The sequence below is a fragment of the Streptomyces sp. NPDC058335 genome (genome assembly GCF_042723915.1).
Taxonomy (GTDB): Bacteria; Actinomycetota; Actinomycetes; order Streptomycetales; family Streptomycetaceae; genus Streptomyces.
Genome location: NZ_JBHXHX010000036.1, coordinates 1 through 26,702, shown reverse-complemented (window position 1 = coordinate 26,702; position 26,702 = coordinate 1). Strand labels below are relative to the sequence as shown.

General features: G+C 69.3%; 22 protein-coding genes and 5 pseudogenes. 15 read left to right on the top strand and 12 right to left on the bottom strand.

Annotated features, from left to right (window positions below):
* Nucleotides 1–344 precede the first annotated feature (344 nt).
* Nucleotides 345–509 (top strand): hypothetical protein, encoded by a 165-nt coding sequence (locus tag ACFWJX_RS39610; RefSeq protein ID WP_383251810.1) that lies wholly within the window; start codon nucleotides 345–347, stop codon nucleotides 507–509.
* A 76-nt stretch (nucleotides 510–585) separates the two neighbouring features.
* Here ACFWJX_RS39610 and ACFWJX_RS39605 read toward each other — a convergent pair whose 3' ends face one another.
* Nucleotides 586–1,257 carry a tyrosine-type recombinase/integrase gene (locus ACFWJX_RS39605; protein ID WP_383251807.1) on the bottom strand — a complete coding sequence of 224 codons (672 nt, stop codon included), beginning with the start codon at nucleotides 1,255–1,257 and terminating at the stop codon, nucleotides 586–588.
* Nucleotides 1,258–1,713: 456 nt separating this feature from the next.
* Between ACFWJX_RS39605 and ACFWJX_RS39600 the strand changes: the two are divergent.
* The 4 genes and pseudogenes from ACFWJX_RS39600 to ACFWJX_RS39585 all read left to right on the top strand — a co-directional run.
* Nucleotides 1,714–1,934: pseudogene (locus tag ACFWJX_RS39600) on the top strand (hypothetical protein); the annotation flags it as partial.
* A gap of 1,167 nt (nucleotides 1,935–3,101) precedes the next feature.
* Nucleotides 3,102–3,596 (top strand): hypothetical protein, encoded by a 495-nt coding sequence (locus ACFWJX_RS39595; protein ID WP_383251805.1) that lies wholly within the window; start codon nucleotides 3,102–3,104, stop codon nucleotides 3,594–3,596.
* 136 nt (nucleotides 3,597–3,732) lie between these two features.
* Complete coding sequence (locus ACFWJX_RS39590; RefSeq protein WP_383251804.1) at nucleotides 3,733–4,773, top strand: LD-carboxypeptidase; 1,041 nt, start codon at nucleotides 3,733–3,735, stop codon at nucleotides 4,771–4,773.
* 1,000 nt (nucleotides 4,774–5,773) lie between these two features.
* Complete coding sequence (locus ACFWJX_RS39585) at nucleotides 5,774–6,973, top strand: PP2C family protein-serine/threonine phosphatase (RefSeq protein WP_383251803.1); 1,200 nt, start codon at nucleotides 5,774–5,776, stop codon at nucleotides 6,971–6,973.
* 77 nt (nucleotides 6,974–7,050) lie between these two features.
* Here the strand turns inward: ACFWJX_RS39585 and ACFWJX_RS39580 are convergent, their stop codons facing one another.
* The gene (locus ACFWJX_RS39580) at nucleotides 7,051–7,227 is read right to left on the bottom strand and encodes a hypothetical protein (protein ID WP_383251802.1); all 177 of its coding nucleotides are present in this window, start codon (nucleotides 7,225–7,227) and stop codon (nucleotides 7,051–7,053) included.
* A gap of 353 nt (nucleotides 7,228–7,580) precedes the next feature.
* On the opposite strand from ACFWJX_RS39580, the pseudogene ACFWJX_RS39575 reads away from it, so the two are divergent.
* The 7 genes and pseudogenes from ACFWJX_RS39575 to ACFWJX_RS39545 form a co-directional block, all read left to right on the top strand.
* Nucleotides 7,581–8,021: pseudogene (locus ACFWJX_RS39575) on the top strand (AfsR/SARP family transcriptional regulator); the annotation flags it as partial.
* A 219-nt stretch (nucleotides 8,022–8,240) separates the two neighbouring features.
* The gene (locus tag ACFWJX_RS39570; RefSeq protein WP_383251800.1) at nucleotides 8,241–9,827 is read left to right on the top strand and encodes a hypothetical protein; all 1,587 of its coding nucleotides are present in this window, start codon (nucleotides 8,241–8,243) and stop codon (nucleotides 9,825–9,827) included.
* Nucleotides 9,781–10,260 carry a GNAT family N-acetyltransferase gene (locus ACFWJX_RS39565; RefSeq protein ID WP_383251798.1) on the top strand — a complete coding sequence of 160 codons (480 nt, stop codon included), beginning with the start codon at nucleotides 9,781–9,783 and terminating at the stop codon, nucleotides 10,258–10,260. The genes ACFWJX_RS39570 and ACFWJX_RS39565 overlap by 47 nt, the downstream gene beginning before the upstream one ends.
* Before the next feature lie 113 nt (nucleotides 10,261–10,373).
* Nucleotides 10,374–10,658, top strand: coding sequence for a hypothetical protein (locus ACFWJX_RS39560; RefSeq protein ID WP_383251796.1), 285 nt, complete (start codon nucleotides 10,374–10,376; stop codon nucleotides 10,656–10,658).
* Between the two features lie 1,323 nt (nucleotides 10,659–11,981).
* The gene (locus ACFWJX_RS39555; RefSeq protein WP_383251794.1) at nucleotides 11,982–12,251 is read left to right on the top strand and encodes a hypothetical protein; all 270 of its coding nucleotides are present in this window, start codon (nucleotides 11,982–11,984) and stop codon (nucleotides 12,249–12,251) included.
* Nucleotides 12,252–12,327: 76 nt separating this feature from the next.
* A complete protein-coding gene (locus tag ACFWJX_RS39550) occupies nucleotides 12,328–12,606 on the top strand; it encodes a hypothetical protein (protein ID WP_383251838.1) in 279 nt (92 codons plus the stop codon).
* Nucleotides 12,603–12,983, top strand: coding sequence for a hypothetical protein (locus ACFWJX_RS39545; RefSeq protein ID WP_383251792.1), 381 nt, complete (start codon nucleotides 12,603–12,605; stop codon nucleotides 12,981–12,983). Before ACFWJX_RS39550 ends, ACFWJX_RS39545 begins: the two co-directional genes overlap by 4 nt.
* Before the next feature lie 336 nt (nucleotides 12,984–13,319).
* On the opposite strand, the gene ACFWJX_RS39540 is transcribed toward ACFWJX_RS39545, so the two are convergent.
* The 8 genes and pseudogenes from ACFWJX_RS39540 to ACFWJX_RS39505 form a co-directional block, all read right to left on the bottom strand.
* The gene (locus ACFWJX_RS39540) at nucleotides 13,320–14,567 is read right to left on the bottom strand and encodes a PQQ-binding-like beta-propeller repeat protein (RefSeq protein WP_383251790.1); all 1,248 of its coding nucleotides are present in this window, start codon (nucleotides 14,565–14,567) and stop codon (nucleotides 13,320–13,322) included.
* Nucleotides 14,568–14,703: 136 nt separating this feature from the next.
* Nucleotides 14,704–14,955, bottom strand: coding sequence for a hypothetical protein (locus ACFWJX_RS39535; RefSeq protein WP_383251788.1), 252 nt, complete (start codon nucleotides 14,953–14,955; stop codon nucleotides 14,704–14,706).
* Nucleotides 14,956–15,116: 161 nt separating this feature from the next.
* Nucleotides 15,117–15,971 carry an urease accessory protein UreD gene (locus ACFWJX_RS39530; protein WP_383251786.1) on the bottom strand — a complete coding sequence of 285 codons (855 nt, stop codon included), beginning with the start codon at nucleotides 15,969–15,971 and terminating at the stop codon, nucleotides 15,117–15,119.
* The gene (gene ureG / locus ACFWJX_RS39525; RefSeq protein WP_383251784.1) at nucleotides 15,968–16,663 is read right to left on the bottom strand and encodes an urease accessory protein UreG; all 696 of its coding nucleotides are present in this window, start codon (nucleotides 16,661–16,663) and stop codon (nucleotides 15,968–15,970) included. The genes ACFWJX_RS39530 and ureG overlap by 4 nt, the downstream gene beginning before the upstream one ends.
* A gap of 33 nt (nucleotides 16,664–16,696) precedes the next feature.
* On the bottom strand, nucleotides 16,697–17,371 hold the full coding sequence (locus ACFWJX_RS39520) for an urease accessory protein UreF (RefSeq protein WP_383251781.1): 675 nt from the start codon (nucleotides 17,369–17,371) through the stop codon (nucleotides 16,697–16,699).
* A gap of 723 nt (nucleotides 17,372–18,094) precedes the next feature.
* Nucleotides 18,095–19,897 (bottom strand): annotated as a pseudogene (locus ACFWJX_RS39515) (urease subunit alpha); the annotation flags it as partial.
* Nucleotides 19,894–20,247, bottom strand: a pseudogene (locus tag ACFWJX_RS39510) (urease subunit beta); the annotation flags it as partial. The pseudogenes ACFWJX_RS39515 and ACFWJX_RS39510, both read right to left, overlap by 4 nt.
* Before the next feature lie 162 nt (nucleotides 20,248–20,409).
* Nucleotides 20,410–20,706 (bottom strand): annotated as a pseudogene (locus ACFWJX_RS39505) (urease subunit gamma); the annotation flags it as partial.
* Nucleotides 20,707–21,188: 482 nt separating this feature from the next.
* On the opposite strand from ACFWJX_RS39505, the gene ACFWJX_RS39500 reads away from it, so the two are divergent.
* Nucleotides 21,189–21,779, top strand: a complete 591-nt coding sequence (locus ACFWJX_RS39500) for an isochorismatase family protein (RefSeq protein WP_383251780.1) — start codon at nucleotides 21,189–21,191, stop codon at nucleotides 21,777–21,779.
* 1,160 nt (nucleotides 21,780–22,939) lie between these two features.
* Complete coding sequence (locus ACFWJX_RS39495) at nucleotides 22,940–23,185, top strand: hypothetical protein (protein WP_383251836.1); 246 nt, start codon at nucleotides 22,940–22,942, stop codon at nucleotides 23,183–23,185.
* A gap of 161 nt (nucleotides 23,186–23,346) precedes the next feature.
* Here the strand turns inward: ACFWJX_RS39495 and ACFWJX_RS39490 are convergent, their stop codons facing one another.
* Both ACFWJX_RS39490 and ACFWJX_RS39485 read right to left on the bottom strand, forming a co-directional pair.
* Nucleotides 23,347–23,769 carry a nuclear transport factor 2 family protein gene (locus tag ACFWJX_RS39490; RefSeq protein ID WP_383251778.1) on the bottom strand — a complete coding sequence of 141 codons (423 nt, stop codon included), beginning with the start codon at nucleotides 23,767–23,769 and terminating at the stop codon, nucleotides 23,347–23,349.
* A gap of 69 nt (nucleotides 23,770–23,838) precedes the next feature.
* Nucleotides 23,839–25,173 (bottom strand): cytochrome P450, encoded by a 1,335-nt coding sequence (locus ACFWJX_RS39485; protein WP_383251776.1) that lies wholly within the window; start codon nucleotides 25,171–25,173, stop codon nucleotides 23,839–23,841.
* A gap of 538 nt (nucleotides 25,174–25,711) precedes the next feature.
* Here ACFWJX_RS39485 and ACFWJX_RS39480 point away from each other — a divergent pair.
* Nucleotides 25,712–26,317 carry a hypothetical protein gene (locus ACFWJX_RS39480; RefSeq protein WP_383251774.1) on the top strand — a complete coding sequence of 202 codons (606 nt, stop codon included), beginning with the start codon at nucleotides 25,712–25,714 and terminating at the stop codon, nucleotides 26,315–26,317.
* Nucleotides 26,318–26,702: the final 385 nt, after the last annotated feature.

The window sequence follows — 26,702 nt, the reverse complement described above, 5'->3', positions numbered from 1 at the left end:
GATTTCGGGCACGCTGGAGCCGACGCTGGTACGGCAACCTCGCAGCTCTCGAAGCAGTCGAGCGCGGGGAAGCACCGAACGGTGCGGCCCCAGGGGGCCGCGCAGCGGACCGGGCCAGGCCGCGCCGCGCTGCACCGTCGCCCAGCAGCCCTCCGGCCCGTCCTTGAGCCGTCACTGCCGACGCTCACACCGGTGGCAGCGACGGCCGCACCACGCCACCTTGGCCAGGCCCCTCCCCGGGCCCTGCTCCCCCGGGCGCGGCAGCCGGTTCGCCGCCGGCCCAGATACGCGCCCCTCCTGCGGCCGGGGCCGGCCCGGCAGCGGGCGGCGCCCACCCGGCAGGCGTGTCCAGGACGAGCAGCCCGGCCGCGTCACAGCCCAGCACCCGGCACAACACCTGCAGATCGTCCAGCCTCACCGACACCGGCGCCACCGTCGTCGACCACAGCGCCGACATCTTCCCCGCGCTGATCTCCAGCCCCGCCTGCGCCAGCAGCCGGCGCATCTGAACCGCCTCGAAAACACCCCGCTCGGCCGCCCGCAGCCGCGACTCCCACCGCACGTCCTCACCCGCCGTCTCTTCCCTCACGCCCACAACGGCCCCACCGCACCAGCAGCAGCGGGATAGGGATCCGCACCCAGCAGACGCCCGGCGACCCGGGCGTTCGCCTCCTGCCAGCACCGCTCGATCCGCTCGGCGGGCACATGCACATACCGGGCCGTCGTCGACAGCCACACATGCCCCAGCAACGCCCCGACCGCCTCCAGCCCCACACCCGAGGCGTACAGGTGCGAAGCGCAAAAATGCCGCAGCGTATGCGGCGTCAGCCTGCCCGACCACGCCGGCAGCCACCGCCCGACCGCAACCGCCAGCCCCTGGCGCAGTGTCACCGCACACGCCGGCATCCGCCCGCCGGCCGGCGCGTGCCGGCGGCTCGGCAGCAGCACCGCCCGCCCACCCGCCGACCCGTCGCCGAACTGCGGCCGCACCTCGCCCAGCCACCAGGCCAGCAGCCGGTCCACCCCGTCGACCGCCGGCACCAGCCGCTGCCTGGGCCCGCTGCCCCTGGCGCCCTTCCCGCACCGCACATGCAACACCCCGCACGCACCCACCTGGGGATAGAAGTCCCCCACCTGAAGGCGGACCGTCTCGTTGATCCGCAAGCCCACCCGCCGCCACAACGACGCCGCCACATAATCCCGCGCGCCGCCACCAGAAAACCCCGGCCCGACGTGCCCGGCAGCCAGGCACGCCACGCACCGAACAGAGCCTCCACCTCCCGCGCCGACGGCAGGACACGCACCCCCACCCGGGCCAGACGCCGCGGCCGGTTGAACTCATCCACCGGCCGCCGCACCGGCCCACCCGTCACCTCCTCCACCCAACCCCCGTGCCGGACCTCGACGAACGCGTAGAACCGGTACACCGCCTGCGCCATCTCCCCCCGCGTCTGCGGTCCCGCACCACACTCCCGGGCAGCGGCCAGCCAGCCGCCCACATCCCCCGGCCCCACCTCCCACACCGGGACCCGGGCGAAAGCCAGCAACTCACCCACCCACGCCTGCTGCTGGCCCGCCCACCGGTCCATCACCCCCCGCGCCGCCAACGCCAGCACAAACTCATCCACCCACCCCGCCCCGCCGTCCACCGCCGCATCAGCCATCACCCACCCAGGCTCCACCACGACCACCACAATCCATGACGGAAGTTCACTATTGGAGCTGCGCTCCTACGAGCAGGTCATCAAGCTGGAGCAGGAACGTCTCATCTACCAGGCCCGCCTCCGCTCGCGCTTCGGCCGGGCCTGGCGCCGCAAGGCTCCGGTGGAATCCCTGATGCCCCTGCGCCTGGCCCGCTACGGCCTCCCCCTGGCCAAGACGGCCCCCGCAGGCCTCACAGCAGCAGGCATCGCGCCCCATCCTGCGTCCACCGGCATGCCGCTCTCCGACAGGTCTCCCTCCGACACCCGAGCGCACACCCTCACCACCACCACCACCGCCGTCAGCCGGCCCACCGGCAGCACACACACCCGATACAGATCAACCGCCCACAACACCGCAGGCCACCCCGGCCGAGGTGGCCGGTCCGGACAAGCTGCTGCCTGCGAACGGACCGCAGGCAGCGACCGACGAGGCAGTCGAGCACTTCACCGAGCCCTGCCACCACGAATTCCCCGCATGGTTCCATGTCCAGCCCACCGCTGCTGAACCGGGCAACAAGACCGATGACACCCCTGCCGGTGCCGTCTCCACCACCAGCGGCCACCCGCATCCCGAACAGCAGACAAAACCACTGAACCAGACCCTCCGCCAACGCCCGCACCACCCCAACACCGCGACAGCCCACCACGATCACCGCGCCCCCGCCGGCCAGCCGCCACGAACCCACGCCGCAAACCCCCAGCACGTCACACACCAGCGCGCCAGCCGTCCCGACACCGCTATACCGCCATCGCGCACACCCCACCCAGATACCGCCACAACCGACAACCGCCGCTCCCGGCCAGGCCATCAGCCGACCCGCACCGACACGCCCACTCCAGACCACCAGCCCGCAGACACCCAGCCGTCCCCCCGACCAGCCACCCGCCGCACCCCTGCCGTGATCCCGGACGAGCCCGACGAGACACCCTCAGCTACCGACGCGCAGGCAGCCAACGAACAACCCAGCATCCACACCGACCGAACGTCAGACCATGGCCCCGCGGCTGCAGAACCGCTGTCCCTGACCACCGTCGACCGCTACTACCTCGCGTGGATGCGCTACCAAAGCGAACACCACCACCACGAGCCCGGCGCGAAGCAGCTCTCCGCATACCTCGCACACCACGACATGCGGGGCCGAGGCAACAAACCCGTCAGCCCCGGCCACCTACGCCGCTACCTCCTCTCCTTCCGCCTCTACACCATCTGGGCCGGCCACCGGACGCACCATCCCCACCCATCACTCGACACCATCGCCAAATTTCGAACGCCGCTGGCAAACACTCCAACACCTCCACACCCACCAGAACTAGCAAGCGCGGGACGTCCGTCGGTGCGAGTTCGCCGGAGGCGGCGGCTTCGGCGAGGCCCGCCGGGTGCAGTACCAGTAGCACGCCGTGACGACGCTGTCGGACGGCTACCGCACCGGCCTGGTCCGCCGGCGCGTCCTGGAGCTGTACGAGGCGATCCTCACCGAACACCGCCACGAGCGCGCCGTCCGGGAGCTGCGGAGTGTTCTGGCTGTCTGTGAACCCGGACACGGCAGCAACCGTTGCGCAGCAACATGTGGGGGCCAGCACCGGTCCCGGACGCCTGATCCTGGGTTCCGCGGCAAGCCAGGGCGCAACGCGCCATCTGTTGCGCTGCGATGGTTGGTTCGCGTCGTATGCAACGAAGCCCGTCAGGTCCCCGAAGCCGAGCAGCGGCTGAGGGAAACCGTCACCAAGCTCAGGAAGACCATCGCCGCCCAGCGAACGGAACTCGAAGAGCTCCGCCAGTTCGTGACCAGCCTGACCGTCGCCAACGCCGTTCTCACTCACCAGCACCGCACGGCCGCCCAGCCCGCCCCGGTTCCCGACAACGTCGTCCCTCTCCACCCGCCCGGCACCTGATACCCGCGGTTCCTCATACGGCGATGCCGAGCTCTTCGTGCGGTTTCGGGCCTATTGGGACCAGCCGCGGTATGCGGGCCGGGTGGTCGATCGTAAATGTGTGGCGTGTTGTCGGGCGTGTGGGGAGACTGCGTCGGTGACCGGTTCCGCACTGCCTCAACTGCTTCGGCCTCGTGCCCTGAGGCCCGGAGATCTCGTTGTAATCGCGTCGCTGTCCGGGCCGCTCCATGCCGTTTACGAGCCCGACCTCGAGCAGGCGGTGGTCGTACTCGAGCGGATGGGATTCCGCGTGCGTCGGGCACCGCTCCTCGAAGCTGGGCGGCACCATTGGTGGAGTGCGGCTCGGCCGGCGGAGATCGCCGAGGAACTCAACGCTCTTCTGCGTGATCCTGAGGTGCGCGCGATCATCGCGCATGACGGCGGCCATACGGCACTCGGCTATCTCGACCTGATCGACGTTGAGGCGATCACTGCCGACCCCAAGCCGATCCTCGGCTACAGCGACATCTCGCTGCTGCATCTGGTGCTCTATGCGCGCACGGGTCTGGTCGGGTTCCATGCCGACGTGGCCACGCCCGGTCTCGGCGGGGCGTGGCAGGCCGCGCCCGCGGCGCGCCGAGCGGAGCTTGAGAAGCTTTACTCGACGCTGCTGACCGGCACGGAGGCGATCGGTGCGCTGCCCGCCACCCCGTGGTGGGAGTGCTGGCGTCCTGGCCGTGCCGAAGGTCGCCTGATCGGCGGGCTGCTCAATCGCATCGTGCTGACGCAGGCGACGCCTTACGCGCTGCCGCTCGAGGGGTTCGACGGCGCGGTGCTGTTCTGGGAGGAGATGGGCGGCCACGCATCGCACGTGTGGAGCTATCTGCAGACACTGCGGCACTGCGGCATCCTCGATCGAATCGCCGGCATGGTCGTGGGTGTTCCGCACGCTATCGACGGACTCGGGTCGGGCGCGCCCGATGCGTCCCCGACCCTCCCCGAGATAGTCCTCGACGTCCTCGGCGGCCGTGATATCCCGGTCCTGGCAAACGTAGAGTTCGGACATGCCGGCCCGAATCTGCCGATGCCGGTCGGCATCCGCGTCGGCCTGGATGCGCAGCACCGGACATTGTCGCTGCTCGAACCGGCGGTTCGGCCGCACGCGATGACGGGACCTGTCGGCTGGGCATCACCGTGATCGTGCGGCCCTCGGCGATGCGCTGGGAAATCAGCTCGTCAAGGTCGTCGGTGCACAGGCCAGCCGGGCCTTCACCTGAACTGCCGTGTCATACCGGTGGAGCCAGATCAACTTGGTACATCCTCGGTCCCCGAAAAACTTGGTGCGGTGGGGCCCAAAGATGTGCATCAGACAAGCTGCTCGATCTGGTCACGGATCGGGGGGACGACCTCCCGGCCTGGAGCCCTTCGGCGGTCACCGCGCGGAATCTGAACACACTGACCTGACAGGGAACTCCACGGCCGTCGCCCACTCCTGCTCGGAGGCCGGCACCCACTGCTCCGCACGCCGGTCGGCGCGCAGCTGGGCGAGGAGTTCGGCCGGAGCTCCCGGGGCGGGAGCGTAGGGCGGGACGGGTGGGTGGTCGGGCTCCGCGCTCATCGGCTGATCCTCCCGGCGGCGGGTCGTACCGCCACCGTACGCGCGACGGGCCGCCGTAGATGCGGGCATGACGGAACCCCTCCTGCCGGATCACTCCCGCGATCGCCAGAGCGATCACTTCGTCCGGATCATCGGGCCCGTCATCGGCCACGAGGTCGATACCGGAGCACATCACCGCATATCACCGTACATCACCGATCAGCCGTCGACTGCTCTGGGAGTCGGCGTCGGCAGTGAGCCGCCACAGGTGAGACGAAGCTCAGGGGAGCACCTGTCGGACCGGCAAGGTCCAGGTGTGGGCCGAGCGTGAAGCGGGCGGGGCCGTGAACAGTCACGGGGCTATGCGGGCTGACCGAGGCCAGGGTGGGAGAGTGGTGGAGACCGTCGTCATGTCTGCCCCCGCCGAGGGGTCAGGGTGGGCTGGTCGCGCCGGTGGTCGCTCCTTCGGGCTGAGTCCGTGGTTCCCGGTGGCATGTGTTCATCGGTTCGCGGGCCCTTGTGGTCTTGCGCTTGTAGGGGGGTAGGTCATGGCGGAAGAGTGGGATGTCGGCGGGCCGGTTCCTGGGCTGCGGAGGCGGGTATGACGGCGCAGGGCTTGGCGCGTGCGCTGGCCGGGCTGCTGGAGGCCAGTCACACGGCGCCCTTCGAGCAGTTGCGCTGTCTGCTCGACACCGCGGCGAAGGAGGCCGGTGCGGGTGGAGCGCGGCTGTTCGTGGCGGATCTTCAGGAGGATGTGCTGCGCGAGGTCACCGGCATCGGCTTGAGCGCCGGCGAAGGTGGCGAGGAGTTTCGGATCGAGGGCACTTTGCCGGGCCGCGCCTACCAGCTCACAGAGATCGTGGTGTCGCCGCGCGGAGGGGCGTGCTGGGTGCCGGTGCGGGACGGCACCCAGCGGCTGGGGGTCCTGCAGGTCGAGCCCCCTCCCGGCGACGGGGGCAAGCCCGATGAGGACGTGGTGCGGGCGCTGGCGTCGATGGCCGGATTGCTGCTGGTCTCCAAGCGGGCCCACAGCGACTCCCACGCCCGGCTGATCCGCACCCGGCCGATGGGAGTGCCGGCGGAGCTGCAGTGGGCGCTGATGCCGCCGCGGACCTTCTCCGACCATCGGGTCACCATCAGCGCCTTCATGGAACCGGCCTACCAGGTGGCCGGGGACGCCTTCGAGTACGCGGTGGCCGATGACGTCCTGCACCTGGCGGTCTTCGACGCGATGGGCCACGACACTTCCGCCGGCCTGACCGCGGCCCTGTCGATGGCCACCTGCCGCAGCCACCGCCGCGCCGGCGCAACCATCCCCGAAGCCAGCGCAGCCATCGAGAACACCCTGATCGAGCAGTTCGGGCACAGCCGCTACGCCACGGGCATCCTCGCCGACCTTGAGCTGAACACCGGCAAGTTCAGCTGGGTCAACCGGGGCCACCTGCTGCCGGTACTGATCCGCGGCGGCCGCTGGGCCAGCACGCTGCGCTGCCCGCCGGCCGGGCCGATGGGCAGCGGGTTCAACCTGCCGGTCGAACAGTGCACCGAGCAGCTGGAGCCAGGCGACCGGCTGCTGCTGTTCACCGACGGCATCACCGAAGCCCGCGACAGAGACGGCCGTGAATTCGGCGTGGAGCGCTTCACCGACTTCATCATCCGCCACCACGCCGACGAGTTGCCTGTCGACGAGACGCTGCGCCGTCTTATGCACGCCGTCATGGACTACCACCAGGGACGGCTGGAGGACGACGCCACCGTTCTGTTCTGCGAATGGCACGGTCCGGGCGCCTCGGTGGGTTGACTGGGGCGGGGCTGTCCAAGCCGTCGCCGGCCGGGCTCGCACCAGCCGGCCCGGCGTGTGAAGGCCGACAGGCCCGCTTACGTCCGGAGGGCGGCTTCCAGCGTGGGGTACGTGTCGATGACGTGGTCCAGGCCGACGATCTTCATGGCCGGCAGGGGTCTGTCGGGGACGCTGCCGCTCGACTCGCTGTCGCCGACCTCCCCACTCTCGGCTCCGCTCGAGCGGGGACGCTCCGCCGCGATCCGCACATGCAACCGCCGCAGCGTCCCCTCCCCATCCACCGCGAGAAGCCGCCGTACCACCACACCCCGCGCCAACGACGCGCCCCCGGCCGGCACAGCACCAGCCGATCCCGGCCCCACCCGCCGAGACCCCCTGAACCGTCATACGGCCCAGCCCACCCTGCCCAGCCAGCCCTTCCGGTAGGAAGAGCGAAAGCCATGACAGCCAGCAACCAACCTGCCAGCCACACCAGCCGCTTGGTCCTCATGACAGCGGCCACCGCCCCGCCCCACACCTCCTGCCAGAACATCACCACCCCGGTCCCGCTGACGCCCACCCACTGCCACCCCACCGCCCGCTCACACCATCCGGCAGGTCGACTGCGCGCGCGGCCCATTGCCTGAGCAAAGCACTGGGGATGTGGGAAGGCGCTGCACTCGTCGACGTGCATGCCGGACCGATCCTGCAGATAGAGGTGATGCGGCTGGAAGAGGGCCGCCAGGTCGCCCGCGAGAGGCGGATCGACGCCGAACTGAGGCTGGGCCGGCACGTCGAGCTGATCGCCGAGCTGGCCGATCTGATCACACGTCACCCCCGCAACGAAGGGCTGCACTCGCAGGCGATGGTGGCCCTCTACCGGCCGGGGCGGCAGGCCTCTGCGCTCGACGTCTACCGCCGGCTGCGGCAGCGGCTGATCACTGAGCTCGGGGTGGAGCCCTCACCGCAACTGCAGCGTATGCACCAGGCGATGCTCGCGGTGGACCCCCGGCTCGACGTCATCGCCGGACCTCGGCGGACCTCGACGTTCGACCTGTACGCGGCATGAGTACGACGTGACTGCGGTGCCTTGATGCGGCCGTACTGCGGTGGGAGCGTCGGGCGGGGCCGGACGGACGAGGACGGTCCGAGGCTGTGCACCGGTGGCCCGTCACCGAACGGGGGCATCGTCCCACCCCGGAGGACGACACCGTTGTGGCTGTCCCGCGGGCAGCCGCTCGGCGGCCTCTCGACAGGTCGTGAGTCATGGTGCGGGGCAGGTACCGCGGTGCGGCCCGACGCCCCTCGGTGCGCCGCTGCGGTCGTCCGGCGCAGTGCTGATGCGCGGTTCGAGCGCCGCTCAAGCGGCGCTGCGGCCCTGGTCGAGACCGACGAGCCACGGCGACGAGGCCGCTCTCAAGGCGCTCTTCGGCCTGACCTGGCGCGAGAGGAGGGACAGCCGGCCGCCTGCGGTCCGGCCGCGCCGGGCGGGGACGGCGAAGGGGAGGAGGAACCGGCCTTCCCCGGCGAGACAGCCCTGAGCACCAGCGGCCGCATCGTGCTGCGCGGTCCCTCCCAACCGCCCCTCGACCGCGATCGCCTGGCCGGCGGCGTCCTACGCGTGCCCTGGTCGCAGCGGGTCCTGCACCTCCACCAGCAGGAACTGTCGCGTGCCGTCGAGCGCCAGGCCGAGTCCGTCGCCGACTGCCCTCGGTGGCTGGCCGGTCAGGGTGGCGAGGGTCGCGACGAGCTGCTGGAGCAGGCCAAGGAAGCGGCACAGCGCACCGCGCCGTTCGTGCTGTACCAGGAGAACAGCCAGTACACGAACTTCCGCGACCAGAACACGATCACCGGCAAGACCCTGTGGCCCGGACACCCCGACTGCACCCTCAGCAGCCTGAGCGGGGTGCCGCTGGAGCTGTGGTCCGACAGCGACGTGCAGCTCGTGGTGTGCTTGTCACTGCTGACCGCCTCGTCCGGCTTCGGCCGTGTGGAGGAGGCGAACGGCACGCAGATCACCACCGACCACGTGGCGTTCATGCTCGAACGCATCCGCCGCGGCTACAACGAGATCCTGCCTGTTGCCGGCATCGCGCCCGCCGCCTCCCACCGTGTGGCAGACCTTGCCGCCCTGGCCGAAGGCCTGCGCCAGCGACGGGCCGAGGTCGGCAGGAGCGCCCAGCTCTACCGGGAGATCCACGGCGCGCTGATGCACAAGATCGAGCGAGTCGCCGGGTCCGTCGCCGGACCCGCTCTGGAGGCGGAGGCGGCAGTCTGCCGGGACCTGCGAGCCCGATTGCCGCTGACCGGCACCACCCTGGCCGAGCTCGGCGAGGAGGTCATCGGCGACCCTGCCTGGTTGGCCAAGCCACACTCCGGCTACGGCACCGGCCTGGAGTCACTGGTACATCGCACGGTCGCCGCGGTCGCCTCCGCGTTGCGCGCCGATTTCGCCATGAGCCGTGGAATGCGCTCCCTGCCCGCGTTGATCGCGGCAATGCGGGACGAGCAGTGGGAGCAGATCTGCGCGTGGGACCTCACCCACTACTTCTGCTGTGTCGTGCCCCTGCCGGATGCCGGCCGGCACTTCGGGGGATCCTCAGCGCCGTCGCCGACACCGCCTGGGCCATGTCCTCGCGCATGCAGTACAACTCCTGGCACTTTCAGCAACTCAACCCCCATCCCTCAACACTCCCCACACCCCGTCAACCCCCGCCCGGCACCAACCCCCGACACAACGGAGCTTTGTGATCAACAATGGTCGGATGGTCATGCTCGAGACTCCCCGTCTGATCCTGCGCCGCTGGCGCGAGGAAGACGTTGCGCCCATGGCTGCCGTTCATGCCGACCCCGAGGTCATGCGGTGGATCCGTGACGGCAGCGTCCGTGACGAACAGCAGACCCGCGACGGGATCCGGGCATGGGAGAGCGAGTGGGAGTCACGCGGCTTCGGCCTGTTCGCCGTGGAGATCCGCTCCACAGGCGAGCTGGCCGGGTTCACCGGCCTCTCGGTGCCCCACTTCCTGCCGGAGGTACTGCCGGCGGTCGAGGTCGGCTGGCGCCTGGGACGTTCCCACTGGGGACAGGGCCTGGCCACCGAGGCCGCTGCGGCCGCCGTACGGTTCGGATTCCAAGAGCGAGGGCTGGAGCAGATCGTCAGCATCACTCAAACAGGCAACGACGCCTCCGAACGGATCATCACCAAACTGGGAATGCATCCGGTCCGCGAAACCGTCAATCCCACCTGCGGCCGGCCAGTACGGGTATTCGCGTTGTCGTCGGACCAGTACGTCGCAACCACTCACTGAAGACGACAACCGGGACGGCAGCCTCCTGTTCGGGCCGCGAGTTCGCCGTGCCCGGCGGCCACGGCTCGACGTCTGCGTGCGGACCTTCGCCTGAAACGGCCAAGGCTCCCGCCATGATCGCCACCATGGGGATACACATCGCAACGGCCGGGGTGGCCGACTTCCATCAGGCCCTGACTGATCACCCCCGTTTCTGGGGCGAACGCGACCTTCGGTCGCCACACCTTCTCGCACTCGTCCAAGAGTTCGGCTCCACCTGCCTGGCCGCCCGAACCGAGGACAGAATCCGTGAGTACATCTACGGGTTCGTCACCCCAGACAGCACCGGGTGCCTGCACCCGACCGCCACACAGGACGACGCCCCTGGCACCCCCCTCGCCCGCACACGGCAACCCTGAACCCCGCGCTCGGCAGGCCGTCACACCGCCTGCAGCAGAGACGATCTTGTGGACCCGGCGGAGCCCACCCAGGAACACGCGCCGTCAACTGAGAACGTTCGCCCCTACGCAACTGGGAACCCGAGACCGGACACCGCAACAAGCGGCGGCTGACTCCAGACACGCCCGACACACTGGCCGGATGGGCCAGGAGGCCACCGGCCGTAGCGGACCACCCCGCCCACAGCACCAACGCCCACCACCGATCCCGCCGCCGAGACCCGGGTCGGCACCAAAGCCGCCCGGACCCTGGCCGACGACGCCCTCGGCGAGAACAACGCCGCCTACCCCCACCACGACCAGGCCCTCGAGACCCGACGGCCGCCGCCCGCGGCATCGCCGAAGAAGCAGCACCCCATCCGGTGGCCAAACGTGGGGTGTGCGGCGAGCTCCGCCCACCGTTCGGGACACCTGGCCGGCATCGCCCAGGCACTGTTGTCGCCCAGTTCCAGCGACCAGTCCTTCGAGAACGCCGATACGGCCTCCCAGCCCTCTTCGGGCTCCGGGTGGTGCAGGTACGCGGCGAGCCGAGTGAGGCAGGCTTCCAGGACGGCGTCGAACAGTGCCTGCGGCAGGGGCGGGGGCGGCTCGGTACCATCTGTGCGGGTGTAGCGGTCCAGATCCCAGTCCCGGACGACCGCTCCACCTCCTGACCGGGGAGGCGGGGCAGGAGAGCGATCGCCGCCTCGACCTGGTCGGGGTGTCGTGCGAGACCGGCGACCAGTCCGGCCCAGACCCGGCGGGTGCACAGGATGGCGGGCAGGTCAGCGGTGGTCACCGTGCCGTCTGCCGCCAGGGCGGCCGGCATCTTCTCGTCGGCCTGCACCAGAAGCCGGTTCCGCAGCCGCTTGGCAGAGGTCCGGGCCAGCAGCGCGGGCAGGCCAGCTTCGAGGGCTTCCTCCCGCCACCGGTCGGCCTGGGGGCCGATGCCGTGAGGGCTGATCGCCGGGGCGCACAGGGCCTCAATCACCGTCTTGAGGGCTCCTTGGGGAGGTCCTCGCTCATCGCAAGATCCCGCCACAGCGGGTACGTACGGGCATTGACCATCCTGAGATCCTTCCCCTGCCTGACCCGGCGTCACTGCCCGGTCGCCATGCGTGGAATGACCGTACGGCGCGCCCGTGCCCGAGCGGGGCGCGATCCACGAAGTCGACTCCTTGCTCGGCCTTCAGCTCTTGCCGCTAGGCCCAGCAGGCGTCAACGCTCGGGGGCGAGGCCGCCCGTTTCGGTGACCTACGGCCCGATATCCGTCGTGGTGATGTGGCCGTCGCCAGACTCGTGGTCGTGGTCGACCCGAGCACCCGTGATCTCCCCTCCGAGCCTTCCTCTGATGGGGCAGGACGGACGACTGCCGGCACCAGCCGGGTCCGGTTCCCGCTCGTGCGGTGGGTGCTCGCTCCGCGCACGACGTGGCAGGCGCGGCGCCTGGCCGCCGACTTCGGCGAAGGGATGGACGCCCGAACGGCATGGGTGATGGCACGCTTGGCCCGTCATCCCGACGAACGCGGCTACACCATGGCTCACCTGGACGACGAACGCCGCACTGCCAACTGAGGAGAGCGCCGGTTCGCGTGCCGGCCCCTGGCCGCCCGGTTCCCGTGGAGGCCCCACCTCTGACCCCGCCCGCGTGCTGTCACCTGGGCGGGGCCGCGCCGTCCCTCCCCCGCCTCCCCACGGGAGGAAAGCCAAGGACCGGCTGGCCGCTATAGCTGCCGCTGAGGGCTTGTCGCTGCGCGCGTATCTCGCCCGTCTCGCTGAGACGCTGCTGACTCCGGCCGGGCGTGCCGAGCGGGCAGAGAAGGCCCTGGCCGCGTCGAAGGAGTGGAACGGCTACGCGCCGACCGCTGTCGAGGAGCAGGACCTGGACAGCGAGCTGGACCGGCGCCTGGCCCAGGTGACCAGCCGGTGAGCGACGCTGTGCATATCGTCCTGGACGACACCGCGATGACCGCAGCCGGCCAGGGCAACTTCCTTGCTTCCCGTCTGATCCACCGCGCCCATGCCGAATCGGGCTGGTTCCTGTACGCCCCGGCGTGCGCGTTGGTGGAAGCCGATCGCGCCCAGCCTGGCACGGCCGAGCATCTGGCTTCCCTGCCGGGAATCACCGTCCTCGATCTGGACCTGGCTGCTGCCCTGGCCGTCGCGCGGCAGGAGACCTGGGCCACGGCGCACAGCCAGCACGCGGCGCAGCCGACCCCGGACCGTACGGACGGCACGATCATCGCGACCACTGCCCCGCACCGGTGGGCAGGTGAACCGGTCCGCGTACTGGACCTCGCCCCCTGATCACAGCAGCAGACGTCTGCGGGCCCCACCGGAAATGGCGGGTCCCGCAGTGCTTCATCGGGTGGCGCGCAGGTGACCTCGCCTGGCGCTGACCAGGCTCCGCCACCGCTGGCGCGCGGGCTGTTCTCCATCGAGCCACCGTGCTTCTCCCGCACCACCGCACCGGCGAGGACGGCCCGGTCGTAGCTCAACGGGATGCGGGGTATCTCCCACGCGCCGGCTGTCTGGTCCGGGGGCCGGGGCGCAGCTGACGCCTTCGGGGGTGATGGCGACCAGGGCGGGGTCGGTGTCGCACTACAGGCTCCCGCCGCCGCTTCTGTCCGCTGCCCCGTCGGCTCAAACTGCCGGCAGCGCGTACAGCCGCTCGGCGTGCATCACGGCCAGCCGCTTGCCCGCCGCGACCACGTACCACTTCTCGCTGTCACCGGTGTTGTCGTTGTACGTCCAGCGCAGCTTCCCGGTCGCCGTGTCGAAGGCGTGCACGCCGCCGTTCTTGTCGTGCTCGGTCGCGCCGTACAACGTGCCGCCCACCTTGGCGAACTGCCACGCCTGCGCAGCCGAGCCCACCAGATCCTCGTTGTGCCAGATCTGCTTGCCCGTACCGGGGTCCACCGCCCACATGCCGTACGCGCCGTCGGAGGCGTAGAGGACCCCGTCCAGAACCTGCGGATCGTTGAACCAGGTGAACTCTTCATTCGCCAGCGACCAGCGCTCCGTGCCCGCGGCCAGCTCGAACGCCCGCAGCCGCTCCCCGTCCGGCACGATCACCAGGTTCTCGTGCACGGCGAAGCGGTAGTAGTTGGACCTGCCGATCTTCTTCGTCCAGAGCTGCCGGCCCGTCGCCGCGTCCCGTACGGTCACGTTCTTCCGGTAGTCGGTGTACGCGAGACGCCCGCCGACGACCGCGGCGGTGATGCCGAACTCCTCGGTTCCCTTGTCACGCTGCTCACGCCAGGAGATCTTGCCGGAGGTGGTGTCGATCGCGGCGATCACGTTGGTCGGCGACGAGAGGTCCTCCTCCAGGATCCCGGCGAGGACGTAGACGTGTCGGTCGTCGGCCGCGATGGGGCGCGGCTGCTCGTACTCCTTGCCCAGGCGGCTGCGCCAGGTCTCCTTGCCCGTGGCCGGATCCAGGCCCACGACGTCGCCGTCGTACTCGGCGCTGGCGAGATAGAGCGTCCCGCCGCCGGTGATCAGCTTGGCGCCGGGAATGGTGACGCCAGACCGTGACCACTTCTCCTTGCCGCTGACGACGTCACGCCCGGCCAGCGGGTCACCCGACACCACGACCGTGTCCCCGATGACCGCGAGCGCGTGGATCCCGGCCAGGTTGTCGTTGCCTGTCTCCTGCTGCCACAGCGGCTTGGGCGCGGTACCCGGGGGCGGCGTGGTGAAGGTGCCACCACCCTTGTCGGTGTCACCGCCCCGGCCTCCACCGGCAGTTGTGCCGCCGCCCGACGCGCCCGATTCCTCCTCAGGGCTGCACCCCCATGCCCCTGCCCCCAGTACGGCCAGCCCGATCCCCGTCCCGGCCAGCCTGAGCGCCTGCCTGCGTGACACCGCGTGCTCGTCACGTCTGCCCATGTCTGTTCCCCGTTTCCCCGTTTTCGCCCGGATGTCGCCGACGCCCGCTCGGACGTCTCGAGCCCGGTCAGGCTAGCCGTCGAATTCGGCCAGGCCTCGGGCGGTACCCAACCCGGACGCGTCCGTGGAACTCCTGTTACACAAGATCAGCAACTCCTGGAACTGAGAAGGCGTCCAGAAGCGCCGCCAGGTTGCCCGGTGCCGCGGTCGTGACCAAGACGGAGTCCGCCCCTTCACAGCGGCCGAGAGCGGCCTCCACCACGGCCTCACCCTGGACGTCCTCCGGCGCGATGACGCACAGCAGTGCGCGGGTCTCAAGGGTGTGGCTCAAGTTCTCGGCAAGTGCGGAGAACGCTTCCTCAGACACCGCCGTGGCGACCTCGCCCATGGTCCCTCCCCTGGGAGCTGCGTACGGGACGCCACCAATCCAGCACGTTCGCGGACAGCGGCGGAGCCATGGACTTCATCACGGCGCAGATTGACCGGGCCTGTTCGAGACGTGAGCGGCTGTGCCGGATCAGCGAAGTCGGGGGCGGCAGCCCGTCCGCGCTAGCGGGCGAGGGCGAGTGCGTACGCCTCGTCGAGCAGTTCCCGCAGCGTCGAGGTGGTGGGTGCGACGGCGGTGGCGAGCAGTGCCGGGCCGCCCGCCAGCGGTGCGAGGACGGCGCACCCGTCCTTGGTGCCGTCGCCGAGCAGTACGGGGTCTCGTCGGACGTCGAGGCGCGGGTCCACGACCAGGAGCTGGCCGACGGCGCGGTGCCCGTTCAGGACGGCCGGTCCGTCCCAGCCGGGTTCTGGGGCCCCGTATGCCGTGCGCTGGTCGAGCAGTGGACGCCCGGCACGGTGGACCAGGATGCGGCTGACGAGGTGGCCCGGTTCCTCGTCGGCCCGGCCCAGGTACTGCTCTTCCCGCAGTACCAACCGTGCGGTGGCGGCGAGGTCGACGGTGTACGTCTGTCGCAGGTTACTGCCGGCGGCGCTGATCAGGGGCTGCGGCAGCCAGCGCAGATGGGCGTGTTCCCCGGCGGTGAGCCGCACGTCGTAGGTCGCCGCGTCGGTGGTGGGGCCGCGCAGGGCGAGCGTGGCGGCAGCCGTGATGACCTTCAGCTCGGCCCGGTCCTCGGCGGTGATGTCGAGGGTGAGCCGGTCGCCTCCGAGCGGGGCGCTCATCGCGCCAATGATCCCCACCGTGGCGGCGCTGCCGTCGGTGCGCATGCGCCGCAGGTAGAACGGGCCGTCGCTGCGCATCTGCGGGAGGGTGGTGACGCGTCCGTTGTGCGCGGCGCGGATCCGGGCCGTGGCACGTACACCGTGCGGGTGTCCGGCCGGCTCCTGGGCGTCGGCTGAGGGAACGTAGCGGTTGGATGTGGCCTGGGGAGCGGCGAGTTGGGTGGGTGGGCTCATACGGCTGCCCCGGCGCGCCACTGGGTGAGGTGGCCGGTGACCCAGTCGGCGACGTCGCGGATGCCGTCGTCGGAGGTGAGGCTGGTGAAGATGACGGGAAGGTCGCCGCGCTGTCGCTTCGCGTCGGTGGCCATGGTGTCCAGGTCGGCACCGACGTACGGAGCTAGGTCCGTCTTGTTGATGATGAGGAGGTCGGCGGTGGTAATGCCGGGGCCGCCCTTGCGGGGGATGTCATCGCCGCTGGACACGTCGATGATGAAGATCTGTACGTCGACGAGGCCTTTGGAGAAGGTGGCGGTCAGGTTGTCGCCACCGGACTCGACGAGCACGAGGTCGAGGGGGTGGAGGGTTTCTTCCAGATGCTCGACGGCTTCCAGGTTGGCGGAGATGTCGTCGCGGATCGCGGTGTGCGGGCAGGCGCCGGTCTCGACGGCGGTGATGCGCTCGGCCGGTAGGACGGCTTCGCGGCGCAGGTACTCGGCGTCCTCGCGGGTGTAGATGTCGTTGGTGACGGCGGCAATCTGCCACTGGTCGCGCAGGGTGCGGCAGAGCGCGGCGACGGTGGCCGTCTTGCCGGAGCCGACGGGGCCGCCCAGGCCGACGCGGAGGGCGCGACGGCTGCCGTCGGGGCGGAGCGGATCGGCCCTGTGCGTGTGCCGCTGGGGGAACGTCTCAGAGTGGTCGAGGTGCATGTCAACTCCGTTGCGCATTGGGGGGTTAGGGGTTCAGGAGGCGAAGAGACGGACGGTCCAGGCGGCGTGCTGCTCCCCGGTGATGTCCAGCAGGGGTGAGGAGGCCGACGGCAGGGCGTCGAGGCCCTCGGTCAGGGCGCGGGTCGCGGCTTCGGCCGCGGCTTGGGCGACGTCGTCCGTCTCGGGGCCGAGGCGGGCCAACAGCCCCGAGGCGTTGAGCGGGTCGAGGCTCAGCAGGCGCACCGCTGCGGTGGCCGGGCCGCTGATGTTCTCGTACGCGGCGGCATGGGCGGCGTCCACCGGGGCGAGCCCGGCGGCGCGTGCGGCGAGGCCCAGCACGATGGGCTGGTGAGCGCCCTGGGGACGCGCGGCGGCCAGCTCTTCGAGTGCGGCCGAGGGGAAGGTGGCACGGGCCGCGCGCAGCATCTGCCGGCCGAGCCTGCGGGCGACGGCACGAAGTGCTGGGACGGGGGTGCGCGCGTCGGCGGCGTCATCCAGCAGCAGCGGGTCAAGCCCGGCGGCAGCTGCGGCTGCGAGGCTGGCCGTCGTCAGGCCGGTGGTGTGCAGACGCCCGCGGCAGAACGCCTCCAGGCTGTCGGTGTCGTGTACGGCTTTGTGGGCGACCGCGGCCTCGACGCCGCCGGAATGGGCGTGCCCACCGGCGGGGAAGCGGCCGTCGGCCAGGAGGAGCAGGGCTGCGCGGCTCATGGGCGAGCGGCTGCCTTTCACAGGGTCGGAGGGTGAGGCGGTGGCCTCCGGGCGGGCACATCGCGCCCGCCCGGGGCCCGGCCGTGGCGCGGTGGCGCCCAAGGCCGGGCGGGCACCGGATCAGAAGAGGAAGTACCGCTGCGCCATGGGCAGTTCGCTGACATAGGCGCGCGGCACGGTCACACCGTTGATTTCGGTGCGGGAGTCCCCCGTCGTCGCGCCGCCGATGGTGACCTCGAAGGTGTTGTGGTCGACTTCGAGGTCAACCCCCTTATCCGGGTCAACCGCCTTGGCCTTGGCCACCTTGTTGTTCAGCAGCATGTCCTTCTTCTTGATGTCCCGGGTGTCCGTGATCGCGACGAACTTCTTGTTGAGACCGACCGTTCCCACCGCCCCCTGAGCGTCCTGAGCCTCTTGAGCGGCCCGAGCGGCTTTCTTGGCCACATCGGCCAGAGCATCCGCGGCGGCCTTAGCCTTCTGGGCGGCCTCAAGGGCCTTGACGGCCTCAGCGGCCTTGAGGTCCTTATCGGCCGCTTCGGCGTCATCGGCCTCAGCGGACTGAGTTGACTCAAGGGCCGCTTGGGCCGCATTCTCCGCCCTGGCCATAGCGGCCTCAAGGGCCTCTTCAGCTGCATCGGCCGCATCGGCCAGAGCCTTCGCAGCATTTTTGGCGGCCGCAGTATCCCCGCTGCTCTGGGTGGTGCCGAATCGCAGGTTCAACTTGTCGACCTGCTTCGAAGCGGCGAAGTTCACCGAGTTGCTTCCCGGGGCGTGCCCGGTAGAGCCCCAGACCGGCCGCGGCAGGTAGGGCTGCGGTGTCGTGATCGACCCATTGGCGTCGCCGGTCTGCGCGTAGGCGATCTGGCCGCCCTTGAGGATCCTGTGCGGCTTGACGCCGAAGAACTTCGGCTCCCACAGCACAAGGTCTGCCATTTTCTCCGGCTCCACGGAGCCCACGTGCGTAGCGATGCCGTGCGCGATCGCCGGGTTGATCGTGTACTTGGCGATGTACCTGCGCGCCCGGTAGTTGTCGTTCGGCAGCCGCACCTCCGGATCCTCCTGGAACGAATGCTCCCCTTCACCCTGATTCGGTACTTTGGCCCGGTCTTTGGTGTTCTCGGGATCGATATCGACTGCGATCGTTCGGATCTCCGCGTACGCCCGGTCTTCGGGCAGTGTGCCGTAGCGGCCCTTCATGACGTGCGCGGTCTGCCAGGTGCGCATGATCATCTCGCCGATGCGCCCCATCGCCTGGGCGTCCGAGGACATCATCGAGATGACGCCCATGTCGTGGAGCAGGTCCTCCGCCGCCATCGTGGACGGCCGGATGCGGGAATCCGCGAAGGCCATGTCCTCCGGAATGTCCGGGTTGAGGTGGTGGGCCACCATCAGCATGTCGATGTGCTCCTTGACGGTGTTCACCGTCAAGGGCCGGGTGGGGTTGGTCGAGGCGGGCAGGACGTTCGGCTCCTTGGCCAGCTCGATCATGTCCGGGGCGTGGCCTCCTCCGGCGCCCTCGATGTGGAAAATGTGAACGGAACGGCCATTGATGGCGTCCTTGGTGCTCTCCAGGAATCCGGCCTCGTTGAGCGAGTCGGCGTGCAGGGCGACCTGGATTTCGTTGTTCGTGCAGAATTCCAGCGCCTTGTCGATCACCGCGGGCGTGGCACCCCAGTCCTCGTGCACCTTGAGGCCGATGACACCGGCCTCCAATTGCTCCTGCAGCGCAGCCGTGTTCATCGTGCTGCCCTTGCCAAGCAGGCCGACGTTGACCGGGAACTCGTCCAGGGCTTCGAAGAGCCGGGTGATGTGCCACGCGCCCGGGGTCACGGTGGTGGACGCGCTGGCCTCGGCGGGGCCGGTGCCGCCACCGATGAGGGTGGTCACGCCCGAGGCCAGGGCTTCGTGGATCTCGTCGGGACAGATGAAGTGGACGTGGGTGTCCACGCCGCCCGCGGTGAGGATCCGGCCGTTGCCGGAGATGACCTCGGTGCCCGGGCCGACCACGAAGTTCTCCGGTTTCCACGACGGTGGGACGTCATCCAGCGCCTGTTTACGAGTGAGCTCAACATCGAGCCCCCGGAAGTCCCTCGGGTTCATCGTCTCGGGGTTGTACGCCTTGCCGATGGCACAGATGTTGCCGCCCCTGATCCCGACATCGGCCTTGACCACACCCCACCAGTCGAGGATCAGCGCTCCCGTGATGACGGTGTCCACGGGAATGTAATCCGGGTTGCCGGGCTGGTCCTCCGGGTCGTCCGGGCCCTTGCCACGCGAGTCGAAGTGGGACATGCCCATCGACTCCCGGGCCATCTTCCCGCCGCCCCAGACCATCTCGTTGCCGCTGTGGTCCGGCCCGCCGGCCCAGTCGGCTTCGATCTCGACGGTGAGGTCGGTGTCGGCCAGGCGGACGCGGTCCCTGGTGGTGGGCCCGTACAGAGCGGCGTAGTCCGTCCGCTTCAGCCAGTTGCTCGGCTTCTTCTTGTGATGCGGACCGTCCTGGCCCGACGCCGGCTGGTCTGTCATTGCGTGACCTTCCCCTTGCGCAGCCCGTGAATCTGGTCGGTGTCGGTCGCGGCTTCGCCCTGAAACTTCACCAGCTCCACGACGCACTCGTCTCCTGGCTCGAATCGCACGGACTTGCCGGCGGCGATGTTGAGCCGACGCCCCTTCGCCTCGGCGCACTCTTTGAGAAGTGATCCGTTCGAGGGCTCCTTCCAGTCGAACGGGTCGCTCGGGGACGTGCGGGTGCCGACCCTCACCACCGTGAGACCGGGGTTGACCTCAGCGAAGTGGTAGTGGGAGCCGACCTGGATGGGACGGTCGGAGGTGTTCCTGACCCTGATCTTCGTCTTGTCGTCCTGCAGGTTCTCGTTGAACTCGATCGGGTCGGTCCAGGCCGCCTCGTCCTCGCACTTGTCGCAACAGCAGTGCGAGCCGGTGTCGCGGTCGCCCGGGCAATTGGGCTTGCGCTGCGGTTTGGGGTGCTCGATCTTGCCCGGGTGGACCTGGCCTTCGGCCTTCACCGCGGCGTCCGGGATGGGGTCATGGATCGTCACCAGCTTGGTGCCGTCCGGGAAGGTGGCCTCCACCTGGACGACGTCGATCATCTCCGGGACGCCGGTCATCAGGTCGGCGCGGGTGAGCAACTGCCGGCCCGAGTCCATGACGTCGCTGACCGTCTTACCGTCGCGCGCCGCCTCAAGGGCGTGAGCCGTCAGCAGAGCCATGGCCTCGGGGTAGTTGAGAAGCAGCCCCCGGTCACGACGCTTCGCTGCTACGTCGGCCGCGACATAGATCAGCAAGCGCTCCTGCTCATGCGGAGTCAAATGCACGATGACTCGTCTCTGTTGGTCGGATGATGCGTGCGACCGGACATGCCAAAACGACAGACAACGTTCCCCCGGAAGGCGACGGCCGCACCCCTAGCATCAGCGAGGAAGAACGGCGAAACGGTTAAACGGTGGCTTATCTGCACGATCCGGTGAATCCGTGGGACACACCGTTTTCACCCCGCCCCGTCGGGCATCAGGAGCCCGGTTCCGGAACCGTGGACGAATTCGGTGAGTTGGGTATCCGCCTGGGACTTCGTCGATCAGTCCTCGTCCTCACAGGCTTCCGTACCGACCGCCTGTCTCGGCGACGGTCGAACTCGGCCGTCTCACGGCACCCCGCGGTCCCCGTTGGAGACGGCGCTGCACCTTGGTTAGCGTGCGCGCCGCGCACGTTTGAGTGAACGACCGGTGAGTGGCGCGCACGCCAGCTGACGCAAGGGCGACCATCCAGGAGCGGTTCATCCGAGGGAAAGGGCTTTTCTATGCGTCGTGCGCTGATCATCGTCGATGTGCAGAAGGACTTCTGCGAGGGCGGCAGCATTCCGGTGAAGGGCGGCGCGGGCCGGGCCGCCGCCATCGCCGAGCTGGCCGGGCATGCCGACGGGCAGTACGCCTTCGTCGTCGCCACCCGTGACCACCACATCGACCCGGGCGCCCACTTCTCCGAAAACCCCGACTTCCAGGACTCGTTCCCCGTGCATTGCGTCGTCGGCAGTGAAGGCGGCGAGTTCCATCCGGACTTCGCGCCCGCCGTGGACTCTGGGCACGTCGACGAGGTCGTCTTCAAGGGCGCGCACTCCGCCTCGAAGAGCGGTTTCGAGGGCATCACCCAGGACGGTACGACGTTGTCCGCCTGGCTGAAGGCCCGCGATGTCACCGACCTCGATGTCGTCGGCATCGCGACCGATCACTGTGTGAAGGCCACTGCACTGGACGGAGTGCGCGCGGGCTTCACGGTGCGGGTCTTGCTCGACTACACCGCCGGCGTCGCCGCCGACACCACGCGCACCGCACTCGACGAGCTGCGCCGCGCCGGTGTCGCACTGAGCGGCGAACCTGTCGTGGCCGCCTGAACTGCACGAGTCCAGTCCCGCATCGCGAACTGGACCCGTCCCGCCGTACTCCTGCACTGCCGGCGACGGGCCGTAAGCAGGGCCTGACCGTGGACGTGCGCGGCCTGCTCCTCCAGCCGACCTCTGGCGTCTGCGCTGACCTTCAGCAACGGAGCGTCTCGGGGTCTCGTACTGTCGGCTGGCCTCACTGCAAACCGATGGTGCAACGCGTTCTCCGCAGTCCCGGACGTGAGGGCTTCTACCCAGGTCAGGGGCGCAACGTGCTCGTTGTTTCAACTGCCCGTGTTGCTGTCGGACGCTGCCGCGCCGTTCTGGCCGTGGTCAGCGAGGGCCTCCGGGATGAAACGGGAGTAGCTTCCGCGCAGGTGCTGCGTGACGCGGTCGTCGGTGGCCTCGTAGTTCAGCTGCTTCTGGAAGAACAGCAGCTTCCTCTCCGCCGTATTCAGGATCTCGCCCCAACTCTTGACCCAGAGTTCGTAGTCGTGGTGGTCGTCGGCGAGGCCCTCCGGTTTGTCCTTCTGCCGAATGTCGCGCAGGATCTTGTCCGAGTATTCGTAGGTGATCAGATAGAAGCGCCATCTACAGTCGACTCACTGGTCCACCCCGGCCAGGTCGCGGAGGTCTGCAAGCGCGAGGACCTGGCGGAGCTGGTCGCCACCGACACGCCGCTCGGACCGGAGCAAGCAGCCGAGCGGCTCCGGGTCCGCAAGGCCGGCTTCGACTGGATGCTGCGCCTGAAGTGGATCAGGCCCGCCGAATCGATCGAGGTCCGTTTCGTCACCTCCCGGGCCGGGGCCGTCGACGTCGCGCTCTACACCACGGCGTCCGTCGACGCGCTCGCCTCGAGGACCGATGTCGACTGGGAGCAGCTGCGTTCAGTCGGGAAAGGCCGGCGCTCCCCGCTCGCTGCACTGGCGAAGCACAGCAGGCCGCCGTGGTGTGACGCCGTCGGACCCCGTTCGTTGAACGGGTCTGCGGAGCAAGGGACAAGCCTCCGGGGCTGGTTGACCCCGGAGGCTTGTCGTCCCAGCGCCCCGCCGTGGAAAGGCTGGTCTCCGGGGCCGTTGAGCGGCACGAACGCGGGTTATCCACAGGCCGGAACGCGATCGGTGGTTCCTTCGTACGCTGCTGCCCGAGTCGATCACCCGGGGGTGCGCGGGATGCGGTACGGCGCGGTGGTGGAGGAGCTCGCGGTGGAGGTCATGGCGCAGCTGCCGGACGACCGGGCCCGGAAGGAGGTGATGGCGCTGGTGGAAGTTGCGCGAATGGATCCGCGGGCCTGGCCCGATGCGCGCGACGTCGGCTCAGTGGAGGAGATCCGGGAGGCGTTCGGCCGACGGTGCTGGATCCAGTTCATGCCGCACGCCGGAGCGATCGAGGTCCGTGACATCGGGTGGGCGGGCTGATCTGGGTGGGCTGTCGCATTCGTCGTTGATACCGGCGCCGTCGGAGCGCACAGCCACCGACCTGCCCCTCGCTTCTGCTGCACATCTGCCTACGCCGGCCGGCTTCGCGGCAGTCACCTGTCGCCGTCACGGGTCAGGGGTCAGGGGTCAGGGGTCAGGGGTCAGGCTGGGAGTGAGCCGACTTGTTTGAGGAGTTCGGCGAGGTTCCACACTTCGACGGCGTGACTGATGAGCCCTTCCTCGTTGAAGGTGGCCATCGTGGTGCCGAGGAAGGAGAACTGACGGCCGACGGCTTCGGCCGGCCACACGCCGGGCAGCGCGGCGCGGATCTCGCCGGAGAACCGCCATTGGACAGCTGCCCTGTGTTCGGTCTCGATGCCGTCAACGAGTTCCGCGCATAGAGCCGCGTAGCTGAACCAGGGGCCGAAGTTGTCCCGTACTTCCTGGCGGCTGTGCAGGTCCCAGTACAGACTTGTCTCCTCGTAGTGCACGTCGGGGGCGTAGCTGGCGACGGCGGCGTCGAGGTCGTCTGCGTTGATGCCGTCGTAGATCCGCTGGAAGGCCGCGATGCGGGGGCCGTTCATGGGTGTTGGTTCTCCCGGTGGGCGTGTGCTGGCGATCAGAGGCGGGGCCTGCGGTGGGGTGGCGGGCCGTCATCGTTCTTCGAGGAGCATGTGGAACGTGCTGGGGTGCACCTCGATGCGGGGAATCTCGCGCACGCGGGTGCCGGGAAGGTGACGCAGCCGCCATCGTGAGCAGATCATCGTGAGGGCGGTGAGGATCTCTGTGAAGGCGAAGTGCTCGCCGACGCACCGGTGTGCGCCCGAGCCGAAGGGGAGATAGGCGCCTTTGAGGACTGTCGGGGTGCCGGGCTTCCAGCGGTCGGTGTCGAAGGTTTCGGGGTCGGTGTACCAGCGGGGATCGTGGTGCAGGGCGTGCGGGCTGAGGACGACTTCCGCGCCGGCCGCCAGGCGTGCCCCGCCGAGGTCGCAGGGCTCCAGGGTGCGGCGCATGAAGAAGCTGAGGGTGTGCAGGCGCAGAGTCTCCTGCAGAAACCGCGTGGTGTAGGAGAGCCGGCGTAACTGCTTGGGATCGCTGATCTCCTCCGTAGCCGTCGCGTCGGCCTCGTCGTGGACCTGCCGTTCGGCGTGCGGGTGTCGGGCCAGTTCGTGAAAGGCCCAGGCGAGCGTGGACCTGGTGGTCTCCACGCCCGCGACGAGGAGGGCCAGCGCCTGGTCGATGACCGCCTCGTCGTCCAGTGGCTTACCCGAGGCGTCCCGTGCGCTCGCCAGGCTCGACAGGAAGTCTCCTCCCCCGGCCGGGGCGGCCCGGTGGCGGGTGAGGGCTTCGGCGATGGCCCCCCGCAGGTTCGCAACCGCCCGCTCGGCGCGCCGGTTGCCGGGGACGGGAAGACGCATCCACCATTCCGGAAGGGCGATCTGCAGGATGAGGGCGCGCATCAGCACCGGGAGGTTCTCCTTCACCGCCTGCGCCACCTGCCCGCCGGTTCCGGGCGGAAGCAGGCTGTTGGTGACCGCGAGCAGGGCGATGTCATTGCCGGCGCTCTCGACCGCGACACGCTGCCCGGGCCTCCACAAGGAAGTGACCTCCGTGACCGCGGCCCGCATCGCCCCCAGGTGGCGGGCGATCTGCTCTCGCTGGAAGAGCGGCTGCACCATGCGGCGCTGGGCGCGGTGCGGCGGTCCCGAACTGGTCAGCAGACCGTGCCCGACGATTCCCGACAGCTTGTCGAACAGCCGCCCGCGCTCGTACAGATGCGCATCGGTGACCAGCACCCGGTCGACGAGAGCCGGGTGAGTGAGGGCATAAACCGGGACCGGACCCAGACGGACACGCACGATCTCACCGTGGTCTGCCAAGGACCCGAAGAACCGCAGTGGATCTCGGAGCAGAGCCGGGGCGTGCCCCAGGACTGGCCACGCTCCCGGCACGCAGGGGGCGCTCACCTCCGGCAGATCGGTCCCCATGGACAGTCCTCCAAGTCGGTGACGACCAAGGCGGCCGGTCCGTCGTACAGCCGGACTGGCGATCAACAGTGAGGGAGGCTGGGAAATGCGCGCCTTTCATGCCTGCCGCCCAAAACTGCCCTAGCCGCGTCGGACAGAAACTGTCAGTCCTCACCGGCCGGAAGCACGGCACCGGGCGTGTCCGCCCGCGCACAACCGCAGTTCCACCGCGCTACCACGTCGCCCTCTTCTTCTGCGGAACCGCGTGGAACAGGACGATGCGCGCACCGCGCGGTGTTCGACCGGGGTGTGTGGACCATCACCGCGCAACGGCTGTTTTCGTTCTTTGCCGACATATCGACTGCTTCCACTACCCCCGTACCGGGGGTTTGCAACACAGCACGGCGAAGGGTCCACCGCTCGCCTCTAGCTCTTAGCTCGTCGGCCTGGCGGCCCACCAACAGTGCCCGGCGCCAGCCCATGACCCGGATCACGCTCCAGGATGCCTTCCAGCCCGGCCAACGCCCCGCTGGTGCGCGCCAGATAGGCGCACCGCCGGATGCTCCATGACCAGATCCTCATGCACTGCGCGCTTGATCACCAACATCGCCCGCTACGCCGAACACATGCCTCAGTGCATTTCCGCCGTCGTCGACTGCATGACCATCTGCCCGGCCACGGCCCGTTCGAAATCCCGCCCATCACCCTGACCGAAGGCCCCGTCTTTGAGTTTCTAACCTCCACCGGGGTGGCTATCTCGCAAGTGACTGCTGTGGTTGTTGATCGTTCGCTAGGTATGAGCACTCGCATGGTCATAAGCGCCGTCTTTGTCACGGCAGCGTTTGTCGGTACCGGAGTCGCGGCAGCGGCCCCCGCAGCGGCGGGCGGTGTGGGCGACTTCTTGTCGCCCGCTTTCGCGACCACCTGCATGAATCACCACGGCGCGGAGGCGCGCGGCAGCACCACACACGGGACTGGAACTGGCAACGGCAACCTTGCCGGGATCCCCCTTGGCGGCCCGGCCAGCCAATGCGGGGGCGCGGACCTTCCCCTTGATCTCAACGGAGTGGTCGATCAGGCCAATAACAAAATGGACGATCTCAGCGGGCAGGCTAAGGAGAAGTTCGGAGAGGCTCTTGACGGCCGAGAAGCGGGCATCCTGTGACGACGCTCGGACCGGGCAGGCCGTGATTGCTGTTCAAGCCGAGGCGTCGAGGAGGTTCCATCACCAGGCGATGTCGGGGTAGGGCGGTGGGGAGAAGTCGTTGGGGTCCCAGAACCACGACCGGCCCGGCCTGGAAGAAGAAGGGCGGGAAGGGCGGGGGACGTGTGGAGCGTTTGGAGGGATCGGGCGCTGGCTTTCCCCGTCCCGCGCGTCGGCGGGGCCGCGCGCGGCCGGGCAGGTGCCCTCATTCGGCAACGGGCAACACCCCCGATGGCAACTGCCCAATCTCGGTTGAGCTTGTTGTTTAACCCCATCAAGGAGTGACGTAGTCGCCCCAGCCGAACGTGGCGACGTAAGCCCGTCGAACGGCTTCTCCGCCTCGTCC